The following is a 16,288-nucleotide window of genomic DNA, read 5'->3' as shown; positions in this document are numbered from 1 at the left end:
CCCGGACCGCCTCAGTGGGCGGCGACCGCGGGCTCCGGGTAGGACATCGACAGCCCGATCTCGCGGGTGGCCGCGAGCTCCTGCGACACCTCGGTCAGCTTCTCGCCGACGCGCTGCACGGAGTCCACCCCGAGCGGGAGCCGGAACGGCGGCTGCGGGTTGCCGCCGAGGTCGATGATGGCCGCCGCCGCCCGCGCGGGGTCGCCGGCCTGCGCGTGGTTGTGCCCGACCGACCAGGCGCGGACCCGCCCGGAGGTCTCGGCGTACTCCGGGAACTCGCGGCCGGCGAAGCGCAACGACGAGGGGTCGAGGAAGTCGGTCCGGAACAGGCCGGGCTCCACCAGGCACACCTGGACGCCGACCGGCTCCAGCTCCACCCGCAGGGCCTCGCTGAGCCCCTCCACCGCGAACTTCGTCGCCGCGTAGACGCCCCAGCCCATCTTGGCGCTGAAGCCGAGGACCGAGCTGATGTTGATGATCCGGCCCCGGCGCTGACGCCGCAGCACGGGCAGCACGCTGCGGGTGACGTTCAGCAGGCCGAAGACGTTGGTGTCGAACACCGCCCGGGTCTCGGCGTCGGTGGCCTCCTCGACGGCGCCGAGCAGGCCCCGGCCGGCGTTGTTGACCAGCACGTCGATGCCGCCGAAGCTCTCCACCGCGGCGAGCACCGCCCGGTCGGCCTGGGACTGGTCGGTGACGTCGAGCGGGACCACGAGCAGCCGGTCGGGGTAGGACAGCTCGGCCAGGCTGCTGGTGTTGCGCGCCGTGGCGACGACCTGCTCGCCGCGCTCCAGCAACTGCCGGACGATCTCCAGGCCGAAGCCCCGCGAGGCGCCGGTGACGAACCAGACGGACATGCTTCTTCCCTCCTGTGGCACGGGCCGACGGGTCGTCGGCCGGTGGTGTGGTCAGATGGTGTGGGCGGCCTTGCGCGCGTCCTCGCGGGCGCGGTCGAGGTCCGCGGCCAGGGAACGGGTGAAGTCGGTGGGCCGCAGCGCGACCTCGATCACCGGGTCGACGCCGATGGTGCGCAGCCAGTAGTTGAGGTACGTCGACTGGAAGTCGACGCCGAACTCCGGCGGGCACCCGGGGGTGTAGACGCCGCTGGTGTAGACGACACAGGCCCGGCGGCCGGTGAGCAGGCCCTGGTAACCGTGTCGCGGATCGAGGCGGAACGTCAGCCCCGGCTGGGTGACGATATCGATGAAGTGCTTGAGCAGGTAGGGGATTCCGAAGTTCCACATCGGCACGGAAAACAGATAGTGGTCAGCATCGGTGAACCGGCGTACGAGTTCCCGGGTCTGTTGCCACGACATCGCCTCATCGGCGGAGCCGGTGGCACCGGAGATGGCGTTTTTCTTGGCCGCCACCGCGACCGCCCCCACCGGGGGCAGGGTGGTCGCGGAAAGGTCCAGCACGTCGACTGCCGCCTGCGGGTGGCACTCGAGGAATGCGTCGACAAACGCCTCGGCGACGGCGGCCGAGCGGCTTCGCGGGCCGGTCGGAGTGGCCTTGACATGCAGCAGTCTGGTCACCTCTCGGCCCGCCCCCGCTGGCTGCCGGACAGGACCGCCCCGGACCGACCGCAATGACCGCCGAGGGCTGACGAACGTGTCATGGTTGCACTCTCTGTGTCGCCGGAGGGACGGAACGTCAGGAAGGCTAACCCACCGGTTGCGGGGCAACCAGAGCCATTTTTTGCCCGCAGACAGTGCCACTGGACAGGCCGCTGTCCAGCATTGATGTCATGCGGTGATCATACCGTCACGGCAGGTGACCAAATGGCCTCGAAAAGGCCCCGCTATAGACACCCATCATCGGGAACCGATCGCTGGAATGCACCATTTCGCGTTAACCAGCCGGTGTCGGCAACCTGACCGGCCAGTTACGAGTCAGCTTTCCGCATTTAACCCGGTGACCGCCAGGAGAGCCGGCCGTAAACGGCGGTGACACACCCGCCGGTCGCGTTTCCCACCAACCCCCCGCGCACCGCGACCGGGCCGGCAAATGGCACCCCTGATCCGTCGGACATGGACATGTCGGGCGGCAGAATCCGCTGCTACGGTCGGTGACCCGCGCGGGCCCCGCATTAACGGCGCCGGCCGGCGGACCAGCCCTCTCCCGCTCAGATCCGGAGATCTCATGAAGTCCGTAGCCACCCCGGCCGAACTCACCGTGGCAATCGTGATGGCCGACATCGCCCTCGTCCTGCTGGTAGCCCACCTGTTCGGCGGAATCGCCCGGCGGCTCGGGCAGCCCGTGGTGATCGGCGAGATCGTCGCCGGCATCGCGCTGGGCCCCAGCCTGCTCGGCCTGCTCCCCGGCGACCTGACCGCACTGCTCTTCCCCGCCGCCGCCCGGCCGTACCTGTCGGCCATCTCGCAGGTCGGCCTCCTGCTGTTCATGTTCCTCATCGGGTGGGAGTTCGACCGGCGCATGGTCTCCCGGCGCAAGAGCCTCACCCTGTCGGTGTCGGTGTGCTCCATCGCCCTCGCCTTCACCCTCGGCGTCGGCCTGGCCGGCCTCATCTACCCCCGACACGCCACCATCGCCGGCAAGTCCGTGCCGTTCCTGGCGTTCGCCCTCTTCCTCGGCGCCGCCATGGCCATCACCGCGTTCCCCGTCCTGGCCCGCATCCTGCGCGACCGCCGCCTCACCCACACCCAGGTCGGCGTGCTGGCACTGGCCAGCGCCGCCATCGACGACGTGCTGGCCTGGTGCATCCTGGCGGTGGTCGCCGCGGTCGCCACCGCCCGGGACGCCACCGACCTCGCCCAGGTGGTCCTCATGTCCGCCGGGTACGTCGCGGTGATGGCCTTCGCCGTCCGCCCCGGCCTGGCCGCCCTGATCCGCCGGGTCGGCCCGAACACCTACCAGCTCGCGGCCATCACCGCCGCCGGCGTCTTCCTGTCCTCCTACGCGACCACCTGGATCGGCATCCACGCCATCTTCGGGGCCTTCGCGTTCGGGTTCGTCATGCCCCGCCAGCCCGCGGAGGCGCTGATCAAGCACGTCCGGGTGCCCTTCGAGAACATCGGCCTGGTCCTGCTGCCGGTCTTCTTCATCGTCACCGGGCTGAGCGTCGACATCGCCGCGCTGAGCCTGACCAACCTGCTCGAACTCACCGCCATCATCCTGGTCGCCTGCGTCGGCAAGATGGCCGGCGCCACCCTGCCCGCCCGCGCCTTCGGCCTGTCCTGGCCGCAGGCACGCCGGTTGGGCGTGCTCATGAACACCCGGGGACTGACCGAGCTGATCGTGCTCAACATCGGCGTCTCCCTCGGCGTCCTCGACGGACAGATGTTCACCATGATGGTCATCATGGCCCTGGTGACCACCGCGATGGCCGGACCGCTGCTGGCCACCCGCGCCGCGTCGGGCGACGAGACGCTGACGCCGGCTGCCGAACCCGTGCCGGTCGGCCGCTGAACACCGTGGGGGCCGGCCCGGTGGCACGCCGTGCGCGTGCCGCCGGGGCCGGCCCCCCACGGATCAGTCCAGGGCGTGCCGCTGCCAGAGCTGGTGGACCTGCGCCTCGGCGGCGGCCGGCACCCCGGTGCCCGAGCTGAACACATAGCCCCAGGCGACCCCGAACGCCTCCGTCATCAGCACCTCCGGGACGATCCGCCGCGCCACCGGCAGCAGCCCGTCCCAGGCGACGTCCACGTAGTTCGTCGTCGCCGACGGGTCCCGGTCGTGCGGGCCGGGATACGGGGCGCGGGTCACCACGCCGTGCCCGACCAGGCCCCGGTGGCGGCCCTGCATCAACAGCCAGGCGTCCGCACCCACCGGGATGTTCACCCGGCGGCCCACCGTCCACGACCCGGCCAACGTGCGCTGCGCGGAGACCGACGGCGTCAGCTCCTCGTAGCTCGGCGTCCACCCGTTCCACCGCTGCGGGTTCCAGCCCAGGATGATCGCGGCCACCCGGTCACCGCCCCGGGGTCCGGGCGGGCCCGCCGTCGTACCGCGCCACCAGCCGCTTCGGCGCCGCCCGCCGCCAGCCCTCCACCACCAGCTCCCGGATCTCGTCCGGGTCGGCCGAGGCGAGCTGGGCGCGGACCCAGCCGTACCGGCCGAAGTAGTCCGCCGGGTCGTAGGTGTCCGGGTCGGCCGCCATCAGCTCGGCCTGGTCCTCCTTGGAGGCCCGGATGATCGCCACCACGCCGTCGGCGGAGGTGCTGGCGAAGATGCGGTCGCGCACCCGGAACGTGGGATGGCCCCACGTCTCCTGTTCCACCGCCTCCGGCATCGCGAGAGCGAACTCCCGTACCTGCTCGGGTGTCAGCATTGTCGGTTCCCTCCGGGTCAGCGGGCACGACGCCCGCGGCGGGGCGCACCGCCCATTAGACGGTCGACGCCGGGTGCCGTCCGGGCGGACGCGCCGACCGGCACCCGGGAAGGCCGGAGCCCGGGTGCGCGCCGTCGGCGGAACCGTCCCGCCGGCCGTACGCGCGCACGCCGGCTCCCCACCTGTCCGGACCGGACGGCGTCCAGCAGCGTGCCACGGCCCGGCGGCGCGGAAAACGGCCACTTGACGTCGCCCGACGGGGCCAATCGCCGCCGCCCGGGAACGGGTCCGGCCGGCGGCGGAGTGGTTCCGGACCGGGCGGCGATGTGGCACTGGCCGCCCCCGACGGCCGGCCATACCTTCAGGCCACCAATCCTGCTCGATACGTTCGGGAGTCAAGCCATGACCGGAATCAACCGCAGGACATTCCTCGGCATCACCGCCGGCCTCGGCGTCGCCGGCCTCACCGGCTGCGGCAGCAGCCTCGGCGCCACCGCCGCCAGCGGCGGCGACAGCAACACCGTCAAGGTGGGCCTCGTCATCCCCCAAGCCGGGGTCTACACCCCGCTGGGCGTGGACATCCAACGGGGCTGGGACCTCTGGCTGCGCCAGCACGACGGCAGGCTCGGCGGTCGCCGGGTCACCACCGTCGTCGCCGACGAGGGCGAGGGCCCGCAGACCGGCGTGCCGGCGGTGCAGAAGCTGCTCCAGAACGACCGGGTCGACGTGCTGGTCGGCATCGTCAGCTCGGCCACCGCGCTCGGCGTCCGGGACCTCGTCACCAGCGCCCGCCGGCTGCTGGTCATCGCCAACGCGGGCGCGGGGGCCATCACCGGCGCCAACCGCAGCCCCTACATCTGGCGTACCTCGTTCACCAACGCCCAGGTCGCCGCCGCGATGGGACGCCACCTGGCCGCCAGCGGCGTACGCCGGGTCTACGCCATCGCCCCCGACTACGTCGCCGGCACCGAGGCGATCAAGGGGTTCAGCGACGCCTACCGGGCCGGTGGGGGCACCATCGTCGGCCGGAGCCAGCCGCCGTTCGGCAAGACCCAGGACTACCAGCCGTTCCTCAGCCGCATCCAGTCCTCCGGCGCCCAGGGCACGTTCTGCTTCTTCGGCGGGGCCGAGTCGGTGGCCTTCGTCAAGCAGTACGCCCAGTTCGGGCTCTCCCGCACCATCCCGCTGTACGCCTCCGGGTTCCTCGTCGAGGGCGGGGTGCTCACCGCGCAGGGCGCGGCGGCCGACGGGGTGCTGTCGACGCTGCACTACACCTCCGAACTGGACAACCCCGCCAACACGGCGTTCGGGCAGGCGTTCCGCGCCGCCTACGACGCCGCCCCCACCGCCTACGCGGTGCAGGCGTGGGACGCCGCCGAGGTGCTCTCCCGCGCCGTCGCGCAGGCCGGGGCCGTCGACGGCGACAGCCTCGCCGGGGCGCTCGGCTCGGTCGGCGTCATCACCGACAGCCCGCGCGGCCCGTGGTCGTTCGTGGAGCAGTCGCCCCGGCAGAACTTCTACCTGCGCCGGGTGCAGACCCGGGGCGGCGCACCGGTCAACGGCGTGGTCGAGGACCTCGGTCCGCTCGACCCGCAGGCCTGACCGGGCCAGCGGACGGAGCATCACGATGCCCACCGCGCAGATCGCGCTGACCGCGATGGTGAACGGGCTGGCCATCGGGCTGCTGCTGTTCATCACCGCCGCCGGCCTGTCCCTGATCTTCGGCATGATGGACGTGCTGAACCTCGCCCACGGGGCGCTGTTCCTCACCGGCGCCTACCTGGCCTGGTGGATCGGCGGTGAGCAGCAGACCTGGCCGTCGCTGGGCCGGGCGGTCGTCGCCGTCGTCGTGTTCGGGGCCGCCGCCGGTGGCCTGCTGTCCCTGCTGACCGCGCCGCTGTCCCGCCGCTCCCACCTCGAACAGGCGCTGCTCACCCTCGGCATCGCCCTGGTGGCCGCCGACATCCTGTCCGCGCTGTTCGGCGACGACGTCCGCGCCACCGAACCACCGGCCGGTCTGGCCGGCACCGTGACCGTCGCCGGCTGGAGCTACCCCAGCTACCGGCTCGCCCTGGTCGGGGTCGCCGCCCTGCTCGCCGCCGCCGTGTACTGGACCGTGGAGCGCACCTCGCTCGGCGCGCTGTTCCGCGCCACCGTCGGCGACCGGGACATGGTCGCCGCCGTCGGGGTGGACCCGCGCCTGGTCCGGGGCGGCGTGTTCGTGCTGGGTTCGGTGCTGGCCACCCTCGCCGGGCTGCTCGGCGCACCCATCTACCACGCCCGTCCGGGGCTGGACACCACCATCCTGGTGCTCGCCCTGGTGGTCGTGGTGGTCGGCGGGCTCGGCTCCATCCGGGGGCCGCTGATCGCCGCGCTGCTGTTCGGCCAGGTCGAGTCCGTCGGCCGGGCGGTGCTGCCCGGCCTGGCCTCCTTCCTGCTCTTCGGCACGCTCGCGGCGGTGCTCGTCGTCCGGCCGCGCGGCCTGTTCACCCTCGCCCCGGGAGGACGACGATGACAACCCTGGCCCCGGCCCGCACCGCCACCGGTCCCCGGCTGCGTCCCGCCGTCCGGACGACGGCCGGCGTGGCCGCCGGCACCCTGCTGCTGGCCGCCGCCCCGCTCTACCTCGCCCCGTACGCGACGACGACGCTGACCCGCATCCTCGTCTTCGGGCTGCTCGCGGCGAGCCTCAACCTGCTGGTCGGCGTCGTCGGGCTGCCGTCGCTCGGGCACGCCGCGTTCTTCGGCGTCGGCGCGTACGCGGCGGCCTGGAGCGCCCTGCACGTGACGTCGGGCGTGCCGGCGCTCCTGGTCGGGATGGCCGCCGCCGCCCTGGTGGCGCTGGTCGCCGGGGCGGTCGCCGTCCGGGCGGGCGGGGTCTTCTTCCTCATGCTGACCCTGGCGGTCGGGGAGCTGACCCAGCAGGCGGCCGACAGTTGGGAGTCGGTCACCGGCGGCTCCAACGGCCTGTACGGCGTACCGGCGCCGACGCTGTCGGGCCTGGTCCTCGACCAGCCCGCGACGACCTACTGGTACGTGCTGGCCTTCTTCCTCGTCGGGCTGCTCGCCCTGCGCCTGGCGGCCACCTCCGCCACCGGGGTGGCGCTGCGGGGCATCCGCGACAGCGAGGACCGGATGCGGGCGCTGGGGTACCGGACCACGCTGATCAAGCTCGGGGCGTTCGTCTTCGCCGGTGCCGTCGCCGGGCTGGCCGGCGGGCTCCTCGCCGCCCAGCAGCGGCTGGTCACCCCCGCCGACGCCGGCTTCGAGACCTCCGCGCTCGCCCTGCTGGCCGTGGTGATCGGCGGCACCGGCTCCTGGTGGGGGCCCTGCCTCGGCGCGGCCCTGGTCATCGTCGTCCGGGACTCGCTGGGCGCGACCCTCGACGGGCACGGCCCGCTGGCCCTGGGGCTGCTGTTCGTGCTCGTCGTCTACCTGCTGCCCACGGGGATCGCCCGGATCCGGCTGAGGAGGGCCGCGTCATGATCGACGTGCTCCGCTGCCACGACGTGCACCACCGTTACGGCGCGCTGAGCGTCCTGCGGGGGGTGCGGTTGACGGTGGCCGCCGGGGAGCGGCACGCGCTCATCGGGCCCAACGGCGCCGGCAAGAGCACCCTGCTCAAGCTGATCGCCGGGGAGGAACGCCCGTCCGAGGGCACCGTCCACTACCGGGGCCGCGACGTCACCCGGGACCCGGTCCACCGACGGGCCCGCGCGGGCATCGGGCGCAGCTTCCAGCACTCCACCCTGCTGGGTTCGCTGACCGCCGCGCAGAACGTGGCCCTGGCGTTGACCGGTGGCCGGGTGCTGGCCCGGCACACCGACCGGCACCGCCGCGCCGAGGTGGCCGCCGCGCTCGCCCCGGTCGGCCTGGCCGACCAGGCGGACGTGCCGGTGGCGGCGCTGTCGTACAGCCAGTGCCGGCGGTTGGAGATCGCGGTGGCGCTCGCGGCGAGGCCGCAGCTGCTGCTGCTGGACGAGCCGGCGGCCGGCATGTCCGGCGAGGAACGGGGTGGGCTGGTGGAGCTGCTGCGCGGCGTGCCACCCACCGTGACGATCGTGTTCGTCGAGCACGACCTGGACGTCGTCTTCGACGTCGCGACCCGGGTCAGCGTCCTGCACCTCGGCACCGTGCTGCACAGCGGCACGCCCGAGCAGGTGCGGCGCAGCCCCGAGGTGCAGCAGGCGTACCTCGGCGGCCGGATGGAGGAGGTGCACGGTGAACCTGGCGGTGCGTGAGTTGTCCGCCGGCTACGGGCAGGGGCAGGTGCTGCACGGGCTGGATCTCGACCTGCCCGCCGGGCGGGCGTTGGCCCTGCTGGGCCGCAACGGGGTCGGCAAGACCACCCTCGTGTCCACTCTCGCCGGGCTGCTGCGGCCCACCGGTGGCCGGGTGCTGCTGGACGGTAGGGACGTCACCGGCTGGCGGGCCGACCGGCTCGCCCGCGCCGGGGTGGCGCTGGTGCCGCAGGGACGGCGGGTGTGGCCGACGCTGACGGTGCACGAGCATCTGGCCCTGGCCACCCGGCACGGCGGCCGGACCTGGCCGACTGGGCGGGTCTACGAGTTGTTCCCCCGCCTGGCGCAACGCCGACGGCACCTCGCCGGGCAGCTCTCCGGTGGGGAGCAGCAGATGCTCGTCATCGGCCGGGCCCTGGCCACCGACCCACGGCTGGTCCTGATGGACGAGCCGTCCGAGGGGCTGGCGCCGATCGTCGTCGACCAGGTGGCCGAGGCGCTGCGGGTGGTGGTGCGGGAAGGGTTGACGCTGCTGCTCGTGGAGCACGACCTGCACCTGGCCCTCGGGGTGACCGAGGAGGCGGCGGTGATGGTCCGGGGCCGGATCGTCCACCGGTGCCCCACCCAGGACCTGCGCGGGGACCTGCCGACGATGCAGCGGTTGCTGGGCGTCGCGGCGTGAGGACACGGCCGGGTGCGGCCCCACCGTCGCCGACGGTGGGGCCGCACCCGCAGCGGGTTCAGCCGTCCACGGCCAGGTGGCAGCCCGCCAGGTGGTCGTCGACCATCCCGGTCGACTGCATCATCGCGTACGCGCCGACCGGGCCGATGAACCGGAACCCGCGCCGCTTCAGCTCCCGCGCCATCGCCGTCGACTCGGCGGTCCGGGCCGGCACCTCCGAGGTGGAGCGGGGCCGGGGCCGGACCGCGTCCGGCGCGTACGACCACAGCAGGGCGTCGAGGCCGCCGGCCAGCGCGACGACGAGCCGGGCGTTGCCGATCGTCGCCTCGATCTTGGCCCGGTTGCGCACGATCCCGTCGGTGGCGAGCAGCCGGTCCACGTCGGCGTCGCCGTAGCCGGCGACCGTCTCCGGGTCGAAGCCGTCGAAGGCCGACCGGAAGGCCTCCCGCTTGTGCAGGATCGTCGACCACGACAACCCCGCCTGGAACGCCTCCAGCGCCAGGTGTTCGAAGAGCGGGGCGTCGCCGTGCACGGGACGCCCCCACTCGTCGTCGTGGTACGCGACGTAGACGGGGGTGCCGGTGCACCAACCGCAGCGCGGCACGCCGTCGGGGCCGGTGCTGATCTGCATGTCGTCTCCTGTCCGGGGAGCGGGGTCAACCCGTGGGGATGCCGGGGTGCTGCGGCAACCGCTGCCACAGCAGCCGCAGCCCGGCGGTGTGCCGGTCGTCGAGCCGCAGGAGGAACGTCTCCTCCAACTCCCGACGCCACTGGTCGAAGGTGGTCAGCGCCCGCCGGTGCACGCCGTCGCCGTCGATGCGGGTCAGCAGGCGGTCGACGAGCGACCACACCACCTCACCCGGGCCCCGGTTGGTGACGATGAACCGGCGGACGAAGGTGGACGTCGACGCCGTCGAGAGCAGCTGGTGGGCGGCGACGAAGTCCTGCGGCCGGGCCGGCCGGTCCTCCCAGTCCATCACCGTGAACGACCCGCGGGGGTCGTGGGTGAACCGCCACCCCCACGCCGCCTCGGCGAAGGCGAAGGTCAGCGGCGGGTGCCGGACCACGCCGGGACGTAACGGCACCGGACCCAGCAGCCCGTCACCGAGGCCGACGTCGACGAACCAGCGCCGGCCCTCCAGCAGGACGGTCATGGTCAGGTGGTTGGCGAACTGCACGCCGTCGGGCAGCGACGGCGCCTTCTTCACCTGGCCCCGGTGCAGGGTCACGTCGAACCCCAGCGCGGCCAGCAGGGCGGCGAACGCGCCGTTGAGGTGGAAGCAGTAGCCGGCGTCGCCGCCGGCCAGCCGCGCGGCGTTGCCGGCCGGGTCGACGTCGGTGGGCAGCCCCAACTGGATGTCGAGATTGTGGTACGGAACCCGCCGGACGTGACGCTCGTGCAACCGGACCAGCGTCGCCAGGTTCACCCTGGGCCGGCCGGGCTCGTCCAGGCGGGCGAGGTAGCGGCGGACCACCTCGTCACCGATCCTGGGCACAGACGGCTCCTGCATGTCGGAACGGTCACCTTCTCTGCGGAAAACGCCGGGGCGGTGCCATCGGTGGAGATGGCACCGCCCCGGCCGGTCGTCAGCGGGTCTGCGGGCCACTCGTGCGGCTGCGCTTGAGCTCGTAGAACCCGGGCGTCTGGGCGACCAGCAGGAAGCCGTCCCAGAGTCGGGCGGCGTCCTCGCCACGCGGGGCGGGGGTGACCACCGGGCCGAACAGCGCCACCGGGTCGCCGCCGGGGACGTGCACGTGGATCGTCGGGGTGCCGACGTCCAGCCCGACCGGCTGCATCCCCGCCTGGTGGCTCTTGCGTACCGCGTCGTCGAACCCGGCGTCGTCCGCCGCGTCGGCCAGTTCGGCGGGCAGCCCGCACTCGGTGAGCGCCGCCTTGTACAGGGCCGGCCCGTACGACTGGCCCTTGACGTGCCGGCGGGTGCCCATGGCGTCGTAGAGCGACCGGACGGCGTCCGGCCCGTGCTGCTGCTCGGCCGCCATCAGCACCCGCACCGGCCGCCGCCACGGTCCGATGTTGCGCTGGTAGAACGCGTCGATGTCGGCCCGTCCCTCGTTGAGCGCGGACAGGCTCATGATCTTGAACCGTACGTCGATCGGGCGCTGCCGCTCGGCGTCGAGCAGCCACCGGGACGTCAGCCACGCCCACGGGCAGACCGGGTCGACGAACATGTCCACCAGGATTCGGTTCACTTCGGGCACCGTCGTACATCCTTCGGTTGATTCATCGGAAAGCCGGACCCACCAGGCCGGCACTGAGGGTCGCCCCGTCGGCGGGGTCGATGAGCAGCAGCGACCCGGTGCCCCGGATGAGGCGGTACGGGTCCGCGGCGATCGGCTCGTCGAGGTCCAGCACCACGGTCGCGATGTCGTTGACCGCCAGCGGGTCGGAGTTCGGGGTGTGCTCCAGGGTGGCCAGGTCGAGGCGGTCGACGATCGACGTCACCGTCGCATCGACCACCCGGGTCTGGTGCTGGACGAGGACCCGGGCGCCCTCGCCGAGCCGACGCTCGGCGACGTGGCACAGCGTCGCGGTGACCTGCCGGGTCGTCGTCGGGATCCGGTCCGCCGCGACGATCATGTCGCCGCGTCCCACCTCGCCCTCCCCGTCGAGCTTCACGCTGACCGACATGCCGGCGCGGGCGTACTCGATCGGCGTGCCGAGCCGCTGGATGGCGGTGACCACCGCCGGCCGGCCGGCCGGCGTCACCAGGACCTGCTGCCCCAGGCGGAGCTGACCGGCGACGAGCTGACCGGCGAGCGACCCGTCGGGCAGCACGTACTGCACCGGCAGCCGGGCCGGCAGGGCGGTCAGGTCCTCGTCGAGGTCCACCCGCTCCAGGTGTTGCAGGAAGGTCGGCCCGGTGTACCAGGGCATCTCGGTCGAGGCGTCGACGACGTTGTCACCGCGCAGCGCCGACAACGGGATGGACCGCACGTCGGGGACCCCGAGCGAACCCGCCAGGCGGCGGAACTCGTCGTCGATCTCGGCGAACCGGTCCTCGGCGAAGCCGACCAGGTCCATCTTGTTGACCGCCAGCACCACGTGCGGGGTGCGCAGCAGCGCGGCCACCGCGGTGTGCCGCCGGGTCTGGGTCACCACGCCGTGCCGGGCGTCGACCAGGATCACGGCCAGGTGCGCGGTGGACGCGCCGGTGACCATGTTCCGGGTGTACTGCACGTGCCCGGGGGTGTCGGCCAGGATGAACCGGCGGTTGCCGGTGGCGAAGTAGCGGTAGGCGACGTCGATGGTGATGCCCTGCTCGCGTTCGGCCCGCAGCCCGTCGGTCAGCAGGGCGAGATCGGCCTGGCCGTAGCCGCGGGCGCGGCTGGCGGACTCGACCGCCTCCAACTGGTCGGCCAGCACCGACTTGGAGTCGTAGAGCAGGCGGCCCACCAGGGTGGACTTTCCGTCGTCGACGCTGCCCGCGGTGGCGAGCCGCAGCAGCTCGCCGTCGCGCGTGGTGTCGAGGCTGAGTGTGGTCACTAGAAGTACCCCTCCCGCTTGCGGTCCTCCATGGCGGTGTCGGACATCCGGTCGTCGGCCCGGCTCGAACCGCGCTCGGTGATCCGGGACAGACTGATCTCGGCGATCACCTCGTCGATGGTCGCGGCCCCGGACTCCAGGGCGCCCGTGCAGGACATGTCCCCGACGGTGCGGTACCGCACGGTGCGTTCCTGCACCTGCTCGTCGCGGCGCGGACCACCCCACTCCCCCGGCGCCAGCCACATCCCGTTGCGCAGGAAGACCTGACGCTGGTGGGCGAAGTAGATGGCCGGCAGGGGGATCTCCTCCCGGGCGATGTAGTGCCACACGTCGAGCTCGGTCCAGTTCGACAGCGGGAAGACCCGCACGTGCCCGCCCGGATCGTGCCGGCCGTTGTACAGGTTCCACAGCTCGGGGCGCTGCTGGCGGGGGTCCCACTGCCCGAACTCGTCGCGCAGCGAGAACACCCGCTCCTTGGCCCGCGCCTTCTCCTCGTCGCGCCGCCCGCCGCCGAACACGGCGTCGAAGCGGTGCTGGGTGATGGCGTCGAGCAGCGGGACGGTCTGCAACGGGTTGCGGCTGCCGTCGGGCCGCTCGGTGAGCCGGCCGTCGTCGATGTAGTCCTGCACGTGCGCCACCCGCAGCGTGAGCTGGTGCTCCGCCACGACCTTGTCGCGGTACTCGATGACCTCGGGGAAGTTGTGCCCGGTGTCGACGTGCATGACGGGGAAGGGCAGCAGGCCCGGCAGGAACGCCTTGCGGGCCAGGTGGAGCATGACGGCGGAGTCCTTGCCGCCGCTGAACAGCAGGACGGGACGCTCCAGCGTGCCCGCCACCTCACGGATGATGTGCACCGCCTCGGCCTCAAGCACGTCGAGGTAGGACATCCGCAGGTCGGATGAGGTTTCGGATGCGGTCGAAGTGAACGCCATGGCGTTGTCTCCCCACAGGTGTCGGCCGGTCGGGCCGGTCAGGTCGAGGAGCCCGGCCGTACGTACCCGGCGGTACGCAGCTCGGGCGGGTAGACGATCGGCACGGTGGAGATGTCCTGGTCGATCTCCTGGTACTGCTGGAGCACCACCGGGGGTGGGCTGTGGTGCCAGTGGGTCTCGCCCCGGGTGAAGCTGACCGGGCCGCGCCAGGTGTCGAAGGTGCCCTTCTCCAGCGCGTCGATCAGTTCCGCCCGGCCGACCCGGTCCGCCTGCCGCAGGGCCTGCGCGATGATCGTGATGTCGGTGAAGGCGTTGAGGGCGGTGTCCGGCGGCATCGTGCCGTACGTGTCGCGGTAGCGGTCCACGAACCACCTGCCGATCGGGGTCAGCCCCGACCAGTTCGGGCTGAACTGGGTGGCCGGCCAGACCAGGTGCAGGCCGTGCGCGCCGAGCGCCTTCCAGTAGTCGGGCGCCCGCAGCGGCCACTGGAACGGGGCCAGCATGGGCACCTCCGGCAGCAGCCCGATCTCCGCCGCCTGCTGCACGATCAGGTGGTTGGTGCGCACCACCCCGACGTTGATCACCACGTCCGGCCCCCACTGCTGGATCTCGCGCAGCTGGGGACGCAGGTCCGTCGTCGACTCCTGGTCGAACTCCACGGAGTACAGCTCCATGGGCTCCTCGGCCGCCTGCAACTCGGCGGTGAGCAGCGCGGCGGCGCTGCGCCCGAAGACCGTGTCGGCGTGGATCAGGCCGACCCGCCGGAAGCCCTGGTCGGCGGCGAACCGGATCAGCACCGGGGCGCGTTCGGCCATCGAGGTGAACGTGCGGAAGACCGCCCGCCGCTTCTGCGCGGTGACCCCGGGGTGGGCGTTCTCGATGAACAGCGGCACCCCGATCCGGTCGGCGAGGTCGGCGACCTCCTCGGTGTAGCGCAGGTGCCACGGCCCCAGGACGGCCAGCGCCCGGTCGACGATCGCGACCTTCGCCAGCGCGCCGACCGCGGAGCGGGGCATCGTGCCCCCGTCGAGGGTGACGGTCTCCTGGTCGTCGCGGACGACGAAGTCGAACTGGAGGCCGTCGCGGATGCCGCCGTGGTCGCGGACGTACTCCGCGCCGATCAGGGCACCGCGCGCGGTGAGGGTGCCGGCCGTCGGGTCGCCCGGCAGGGACAGCGGGGTCACGATGCCGACGGTGACCGTGGGCGCGCCGTCCACCGTACGGGCGAAGGCGCGGACCTGCTCGGTGACCGTCTCCAGCACCGTGGGCTCCGACGTGGTGCTCACGCCCGTCCTCCGATCTGGTACTTCGTCAGGTACGCGGAGAAGCGCTCGTCCAGCTCGTCGGCGTCCAGGCCGTAGTCCTCGGCCCGGTAGACGTGCTTGCCGAGCTTGTCCTTGCGGTTCGCGGCGAGGTAGTCGCGGAACGCCTTCTCGACCTCGCCGTCCCAGCGGGCGTCGAGGAAGTCGCAGATCTCGGCCATCACCGCGATCGGGTCGGCCATCAGACGCTGGTAGTCGACGTCGAGCACCGGAGTGCCGCCGAGCTGCTCCTGCTCGGCCTGCGCGTACAGGTCGAGCATCTGGGCGAAGCGCTCGGTCCAGAGCCTACCCAGCGCGAGGCGGTCCACCTGGTCGGCGCGCGCGAGTCGAATGATCTCGGTGAGGCTGCAGGTGGAGGGGATGGTGACGCTCGGCGCGCGGTGCATGTAGATCAGCCGGCCGTCCGGGTAGGTGCGGGCGAGCGCGTCGGCCCGCCACAGGTGGAACGGGTCCTTGAGGACCAGCGTGTCGGTGGGCACCCGCCAGACGATGTGCTGCATCAGGTAGCGGTGGTAGTCGTAGGCGTCGTACTGGTCCTGGGTGCGGAGCCACTCGCCGTAGCTGGGCACGGTGTAGCGCAGCTCGTACGCCATCGTCTTGAACGTCGGGGCGGTCAGCCGGTGGTCCTCGTCGGGGCGGTGCGGCTCCCACAGGTGCACCGGCTTCAGCGCCGGCGCGACGGTGTAGTAGTCGACGCAGAAGTTCTCCGCGGCCTGGACGAGCGCCTGCCGGGTCGCCTCGTCGCGGTCGTCGGTCGCCGGGGCCATCAGCTCCCACAGGTCGGGGGCGCGCAGGTCCGGGTGCTGACCGAGCAGGTTGTGCATCAGCGTGGTGCCGCTGCGGGTCATGCCCGTGATGAACACCGGCTGGTTGATCTCGACCGAGGCGATCTCCGGGTTCTTCACCCGGGCCCGGTGCGCGGCGGCCTGGGTGGCGAGCGCGGCGACCAGGGCGCCCCGGACCGACCGGCGACCGGCCTCGTTCAGGCCCCCCTCGGTGTCCAACGCCCGCAGCAGCCGGTCGAGGGCGTCGAGGTGCGCGAACTCGAAGTCCGGAACTCCCGCCCTGGCTCGGGCGGCCTCGACGAACTCGTCCACCCGGTAGGTGTCCTGAGTGGGTTCGATGACGGCGGTCACGGCGTACTCCCCTCTGTCTGGCTGGAAACGCGGCGGCTCGGGCTGCCGGTCCGTGCGGTCGGTGCCCCCGCCTCCACCGGGCCGGACGTGCCGACGGACGGTGACGAATGTGAACAGCGATCACGGTAGGTAGCGACGATAGGCACCCGACCACGGTCGGTACAGGGCCACATCAGTGG

Annotated in this window: 17 protein-coding genes; 6 read left to right on the top strand and 11 right to left on the bottom strand. The window is 72.5% G+C overall.

Annotated features, from left to right (window positions below):
• Positions 1-11: 11 nt before the first annotated feature.
• Positions 12-857 (bottom strand): SDR family NAD(P)-dependent oxidoreductase, encoded by an 846-nt coding sequence (locus tag FJK98_RS14110; RefSeq protein WP_145919423.1) that lies wholly within the window; start codon positions 855-857, stop codon positions 12-14.
• Positions 858-908: 51 nt separating this feature from the next.
• On the bottom strand, positions 909-1,535 hold the full coding sequence (locus FJK98_RS14105) for an FMN-dependent NADH-azoreductase (protein WP_168222463.1): 627 nt from the start codon (positions 1,533-1,535) through the stop codon (positions 909-911).
• Positions 1,536-2,142: 607 nt separating this feature from the next.
• Between FJK98_RS14105 and FJK98_RS14100 the strand changes: the two genes are divergently transcribed.
• The gene (locus FJK98_RS14100) at positions 2,143-3,429 is read left to right on the top strand and encodes a cation:proton antiporter (RefSeq protein WP_145919421.1); all 1,287 of its coding nucleotides are present in this window, start codon (positions 2,143-2,145) and stop codon (positions 3,427-3,429) included.
• A gap of 63 nt (positions 3,430-3,492) precedes the next feature.
• Here FJK98_RS14100 and FJK98_RS14095 read toward each other — a convergent pair whose 3' ends face one another.
• Together FJK98_RS14095 and FJK98_RS14090 are read right to left on the bottom strand one after the other, a co-directional pair.
• A complete protein-coding gene (locus FJK98_RS14095; protein WP_145919420.1) occupies positions 3,493-3,927 on the bottom strand; it encodes a hypothetical protein in 435 nt (144 codons plus the stop codon).
• Positions 3,928-3,931: 4 nt separating this feature from the next.
• Positions 3,932-4,291 carry an MmcQ/YjbR family DNA-binding protein gene (locus FJK98_RS14090; protein ID WP_205789445.1) on the bottom strand — a complete coding sequence of 120 codons (360 nt, stop codon included), beginning with the start codon at positions 4,289-4,291 and terminating at the stop codon, positions 3,932-3,934.
• Between the two features lie 402 nt (positions 4,292-4,693).
• Between FJK98_RS14090 and FJK98_RS14085 the strand changes: the two genes are divergently transcribed.
• Genes FJK98_RS14085 through FJK98_RS14065 form a run of 5 tightly spaced genes read left to right on the top strand, consistent with a single transcriptional unit; the run spans position 4,694 to position 9,214 of the window.
• A complete protein-coding gene (locus tag FJK98_RS14085) occupies positions 4,694-5,893 on the top strand; it encodes an ABC transporter substrate-binding protein (protein ID WP_168222462.1) in 1,200 nt (399 codons plus the stop codon).
• Positions 5,894-5,918: 25 nt separating this feature from the next.
• The gene (locus tag FJK98_RS14080) at positions 5,919-6,806 is read left to right on the top strand and encodes a branched-chain amino acid ABC transporter permease (protein ID WP_145919418.1); all 888 of its coding nucleotides are present in this window, start codon (positions 5,919-5,921) and stop codon (positions 6,804-6,806) included.
• Positions 6,803-7,777: a branched-chain amino acid ABC transporter permease gene (locus tag FJK98_RS14075; protein ID WP_145919417.1), complete on the top strand. Its 975-nt coding sequence runs from the start codon at positions 6,803-6,805 to the stop codon at positions 7,775-7,777. Before FJK98_RS14080 ends, FJK98_RS14075 begins: the two co-directional genes overlap by 4 nt.
• Positions 7,774-8,532, top strand: coding sequence for an ABC transporter ATP-binding protein (locus FJK98_RS14070; RefSeq protein WP_145922747.1), 759 nt, complete (start codon positions 7,774-7,776; stop codon positions 8,530-8,532). Before FJK98_RS14075 ends, FJK98_RS14070 begins: the two co-directional genes overlap by 4 nt.
• On the top strand, positions 8,513-9,214 hold the full coding sequence (locus FJK98_RS14065) for an ABC transporter ATP-binding protein (protein WP_145919416.1): 702 nt from the start codon (positions 8,513-8,515) through the stop codon (positions 9,212-9,214). The genes FJK98_RS14070 and FJK98_RS14065 overlap by 20 nt, the downstream gene beginning before the upstream one ends.
• A 58-nt stretch (positions 9,215-9,272) precedes the next feature.
• Here FJK98_RS14065 and FJK98_RS14060 read toward each other — a convergent pair whose 3' ends face one another.
• From FJK98_RS14060 to FJK98_RS14030, 7 genes are all read right to left on the bottom strand, one after another.
• Complete coding sequence (locus tag FJK98_RS14060; RefSeq protein WP_145919415.1) at positions 9,273-9,845, bottom strand: DNA-3-methyladenine glycosylase I; 573 nt, start codon at positions 9,843-9,845, stop codon at positions 9,273-9,275.
• 25 nt (positions 9,846-9,870) lie between these two features.
• A complete protein-coding gene (locus tag FJK98_RS14055; RefSeq protein WP_145919414.1) occupies positions 9,871-10,725 on the bottom strand; it encodes an arylamine N-acetyltransferase in 855 nt (284 codons plus the stop codon).
• Between the two features lie 76 nt (positions 10,726-10,801).
• Positions 10,802-11,404 (bottom strand): disulfide bond formation protein DsbA, encoded by a 603-nt coding sequence (locus tag FJK98_RS14050; RefSeq protein WP_145922746.1) that lies wholly within the window; start codon positions 11,402-11,404, stop codon positions 10,802-10,804.
• A 52-nt stretch (positions 11,405-11,456) separates the two neighbouring features.
• Positions 11,457-12,719 (bottom strand): sulfate adenylyltransferase subunit 1, encoded by a 1,263-nt coding sequence (locus tag FJK98_RS14045; RefSeq protein WP_145919413.1) that lies wholly within the window; start codon positions 12,717-12,719, stop codon positions 11,457-11,459.
• The gene (cysD, locus tag FJK98_RS14040; RefSeq protein WP_145919412.1) at positions 12,719-13,651 is read right to left on the bottom strand and encodes a sulfate adenylyltransferase subunit CysD; all 933 of its coding nucleotides are present in this window, start codon (positions 13,649-13,651) and stop codon (positions 12,719-12,721) included. Before cysD ends, FJK98_RS14045 begins: the two co-directional genes overlap by 1 nt.
• Positions 13,652-13,689: 38 nt before the next feature.
• Positions 13,690-14,937 carry an ABC transporter substrate-binding protein gene (locus tag FJK98_RS14035; RefSeq protein ID WP_168222461.1) on the bottom strand — a complete coding sequence of 416 codons (1,248 nt, stop codon included), beginning with the start codon at positions 14,935-14,937 and terminating at the stop codon, positions 13,690-13,692.
• A complete protein-coding gene (locus FJK98_RS14030) occupies positions 14,934-16,109 on the bottom strand; it encodes a sulfotransferase (RefSeq protein WP_145919410.1) in 1,176 nt (391 codons plus the stop codon). Before FJK98_RS14030 ends, FJK98_RS14035 begins: the two co-directional genes overlap by 4 nt.
• Between the last annotated feature and the right edge of the window lie 179 nt (positions 16,110-16,288).

Source organism: Micromonospora sp. HM134, assembly GCF_007833915.1.
Taxonomy (GTDB): domain Bacteria; phylum Actinomycetota; class Actinomycetes; order Mycobacteriales; family Micromonosporaceae; genus Micromonospora; species Micromonospora wenchangensis.
The sequence above is the reverse complement of the archived record's forward strand: the minus strand, read 5'-3'. Positions and strand labels throughout refer to the sequence as shown.

Excerpts from the sequence above, each read along its gene's own strand:
- FJK98_RS14055 (WP_145919414.1), bottom strand. The coding sequence starts at position 10,725 with ATGCAGGAGCCGTCTGTGCCCAGGATCGGTGACGAGGTGGTCCGCCGC.
- FJK98_RS14060 (WP_145919415.1), bottom strand. The coding sequence starts at position 9,845 with ATGCAGATCAGCACCGGCCCCGACGGCGTGCCGCGCTGCGGTTGGTGC.
- FJK98_RS14070 (WP_145922747.1), top strand. The coding sequence starts at position 7,774 with ATGATCGACGTGCTCCGCTGCCACGACGTGCACCACCGTTACGGCGCG.
- FJK98_RS14080 (WP_145919418.1), top strand. The coding sequence starts at position 5,919 with ATGCCCACCGCGCAGATCGCGCTGACCGCGATGGTGAACGGGCTGGCC.
- FJK98_RS14050 (WP_145922746.1), bottom strand. The coding sequence starts at position 11,404 with ATGTTCGTCGACCCGGTCTGCCCGTGGGCGTGGCTGACGTCCCGGTGG.
- cysD (WP_145919412.1), bottom strand. The coding sequence starts at position 13,651 with ATGGCGTTCACTTCGACCGCATCCGAAACCTCATCCGACCTGCGGATG.
- FJK98_RS14075 (WP_145919417.1), top strand. The coding sequence starts at position 6,803 with ATGACAACCCTGGCCCCGGCCCGCACCGCCACCGGTCCCCGGCTGCGT.
- FJK98_RS14100 (WP_145919421.1), top strand. The coding sequence starts at position 2,143 with ATGAAGTCCGTAGCCACCCCGGCCGAACTCACCGTGGCAATCGTGATG.
- FJK98_RS14085 (WP_168222462.1), top strand. The coding sequence starts at position 4,694 with ATGACCGGAATCAACCGCAGGACATTCCTCGGCATCACCGCCGGCCTC.
- FJK98_RS14090 (WP_205789445.1), bottom strand. The coding sequence starts at position 4,291 with ATGCTGACACCCGAGCAGGTACGGGAGTTCGCTCTCGCGATGCCGGAG.
- FJK98_RS14110 (WP_145919423.1), bottom strand. The coding sequence starts at position 857 with ATGTCCGTCTGGTTCGTCACCGGCGCCTCGCGGGGCTTCGGCCTGGAG.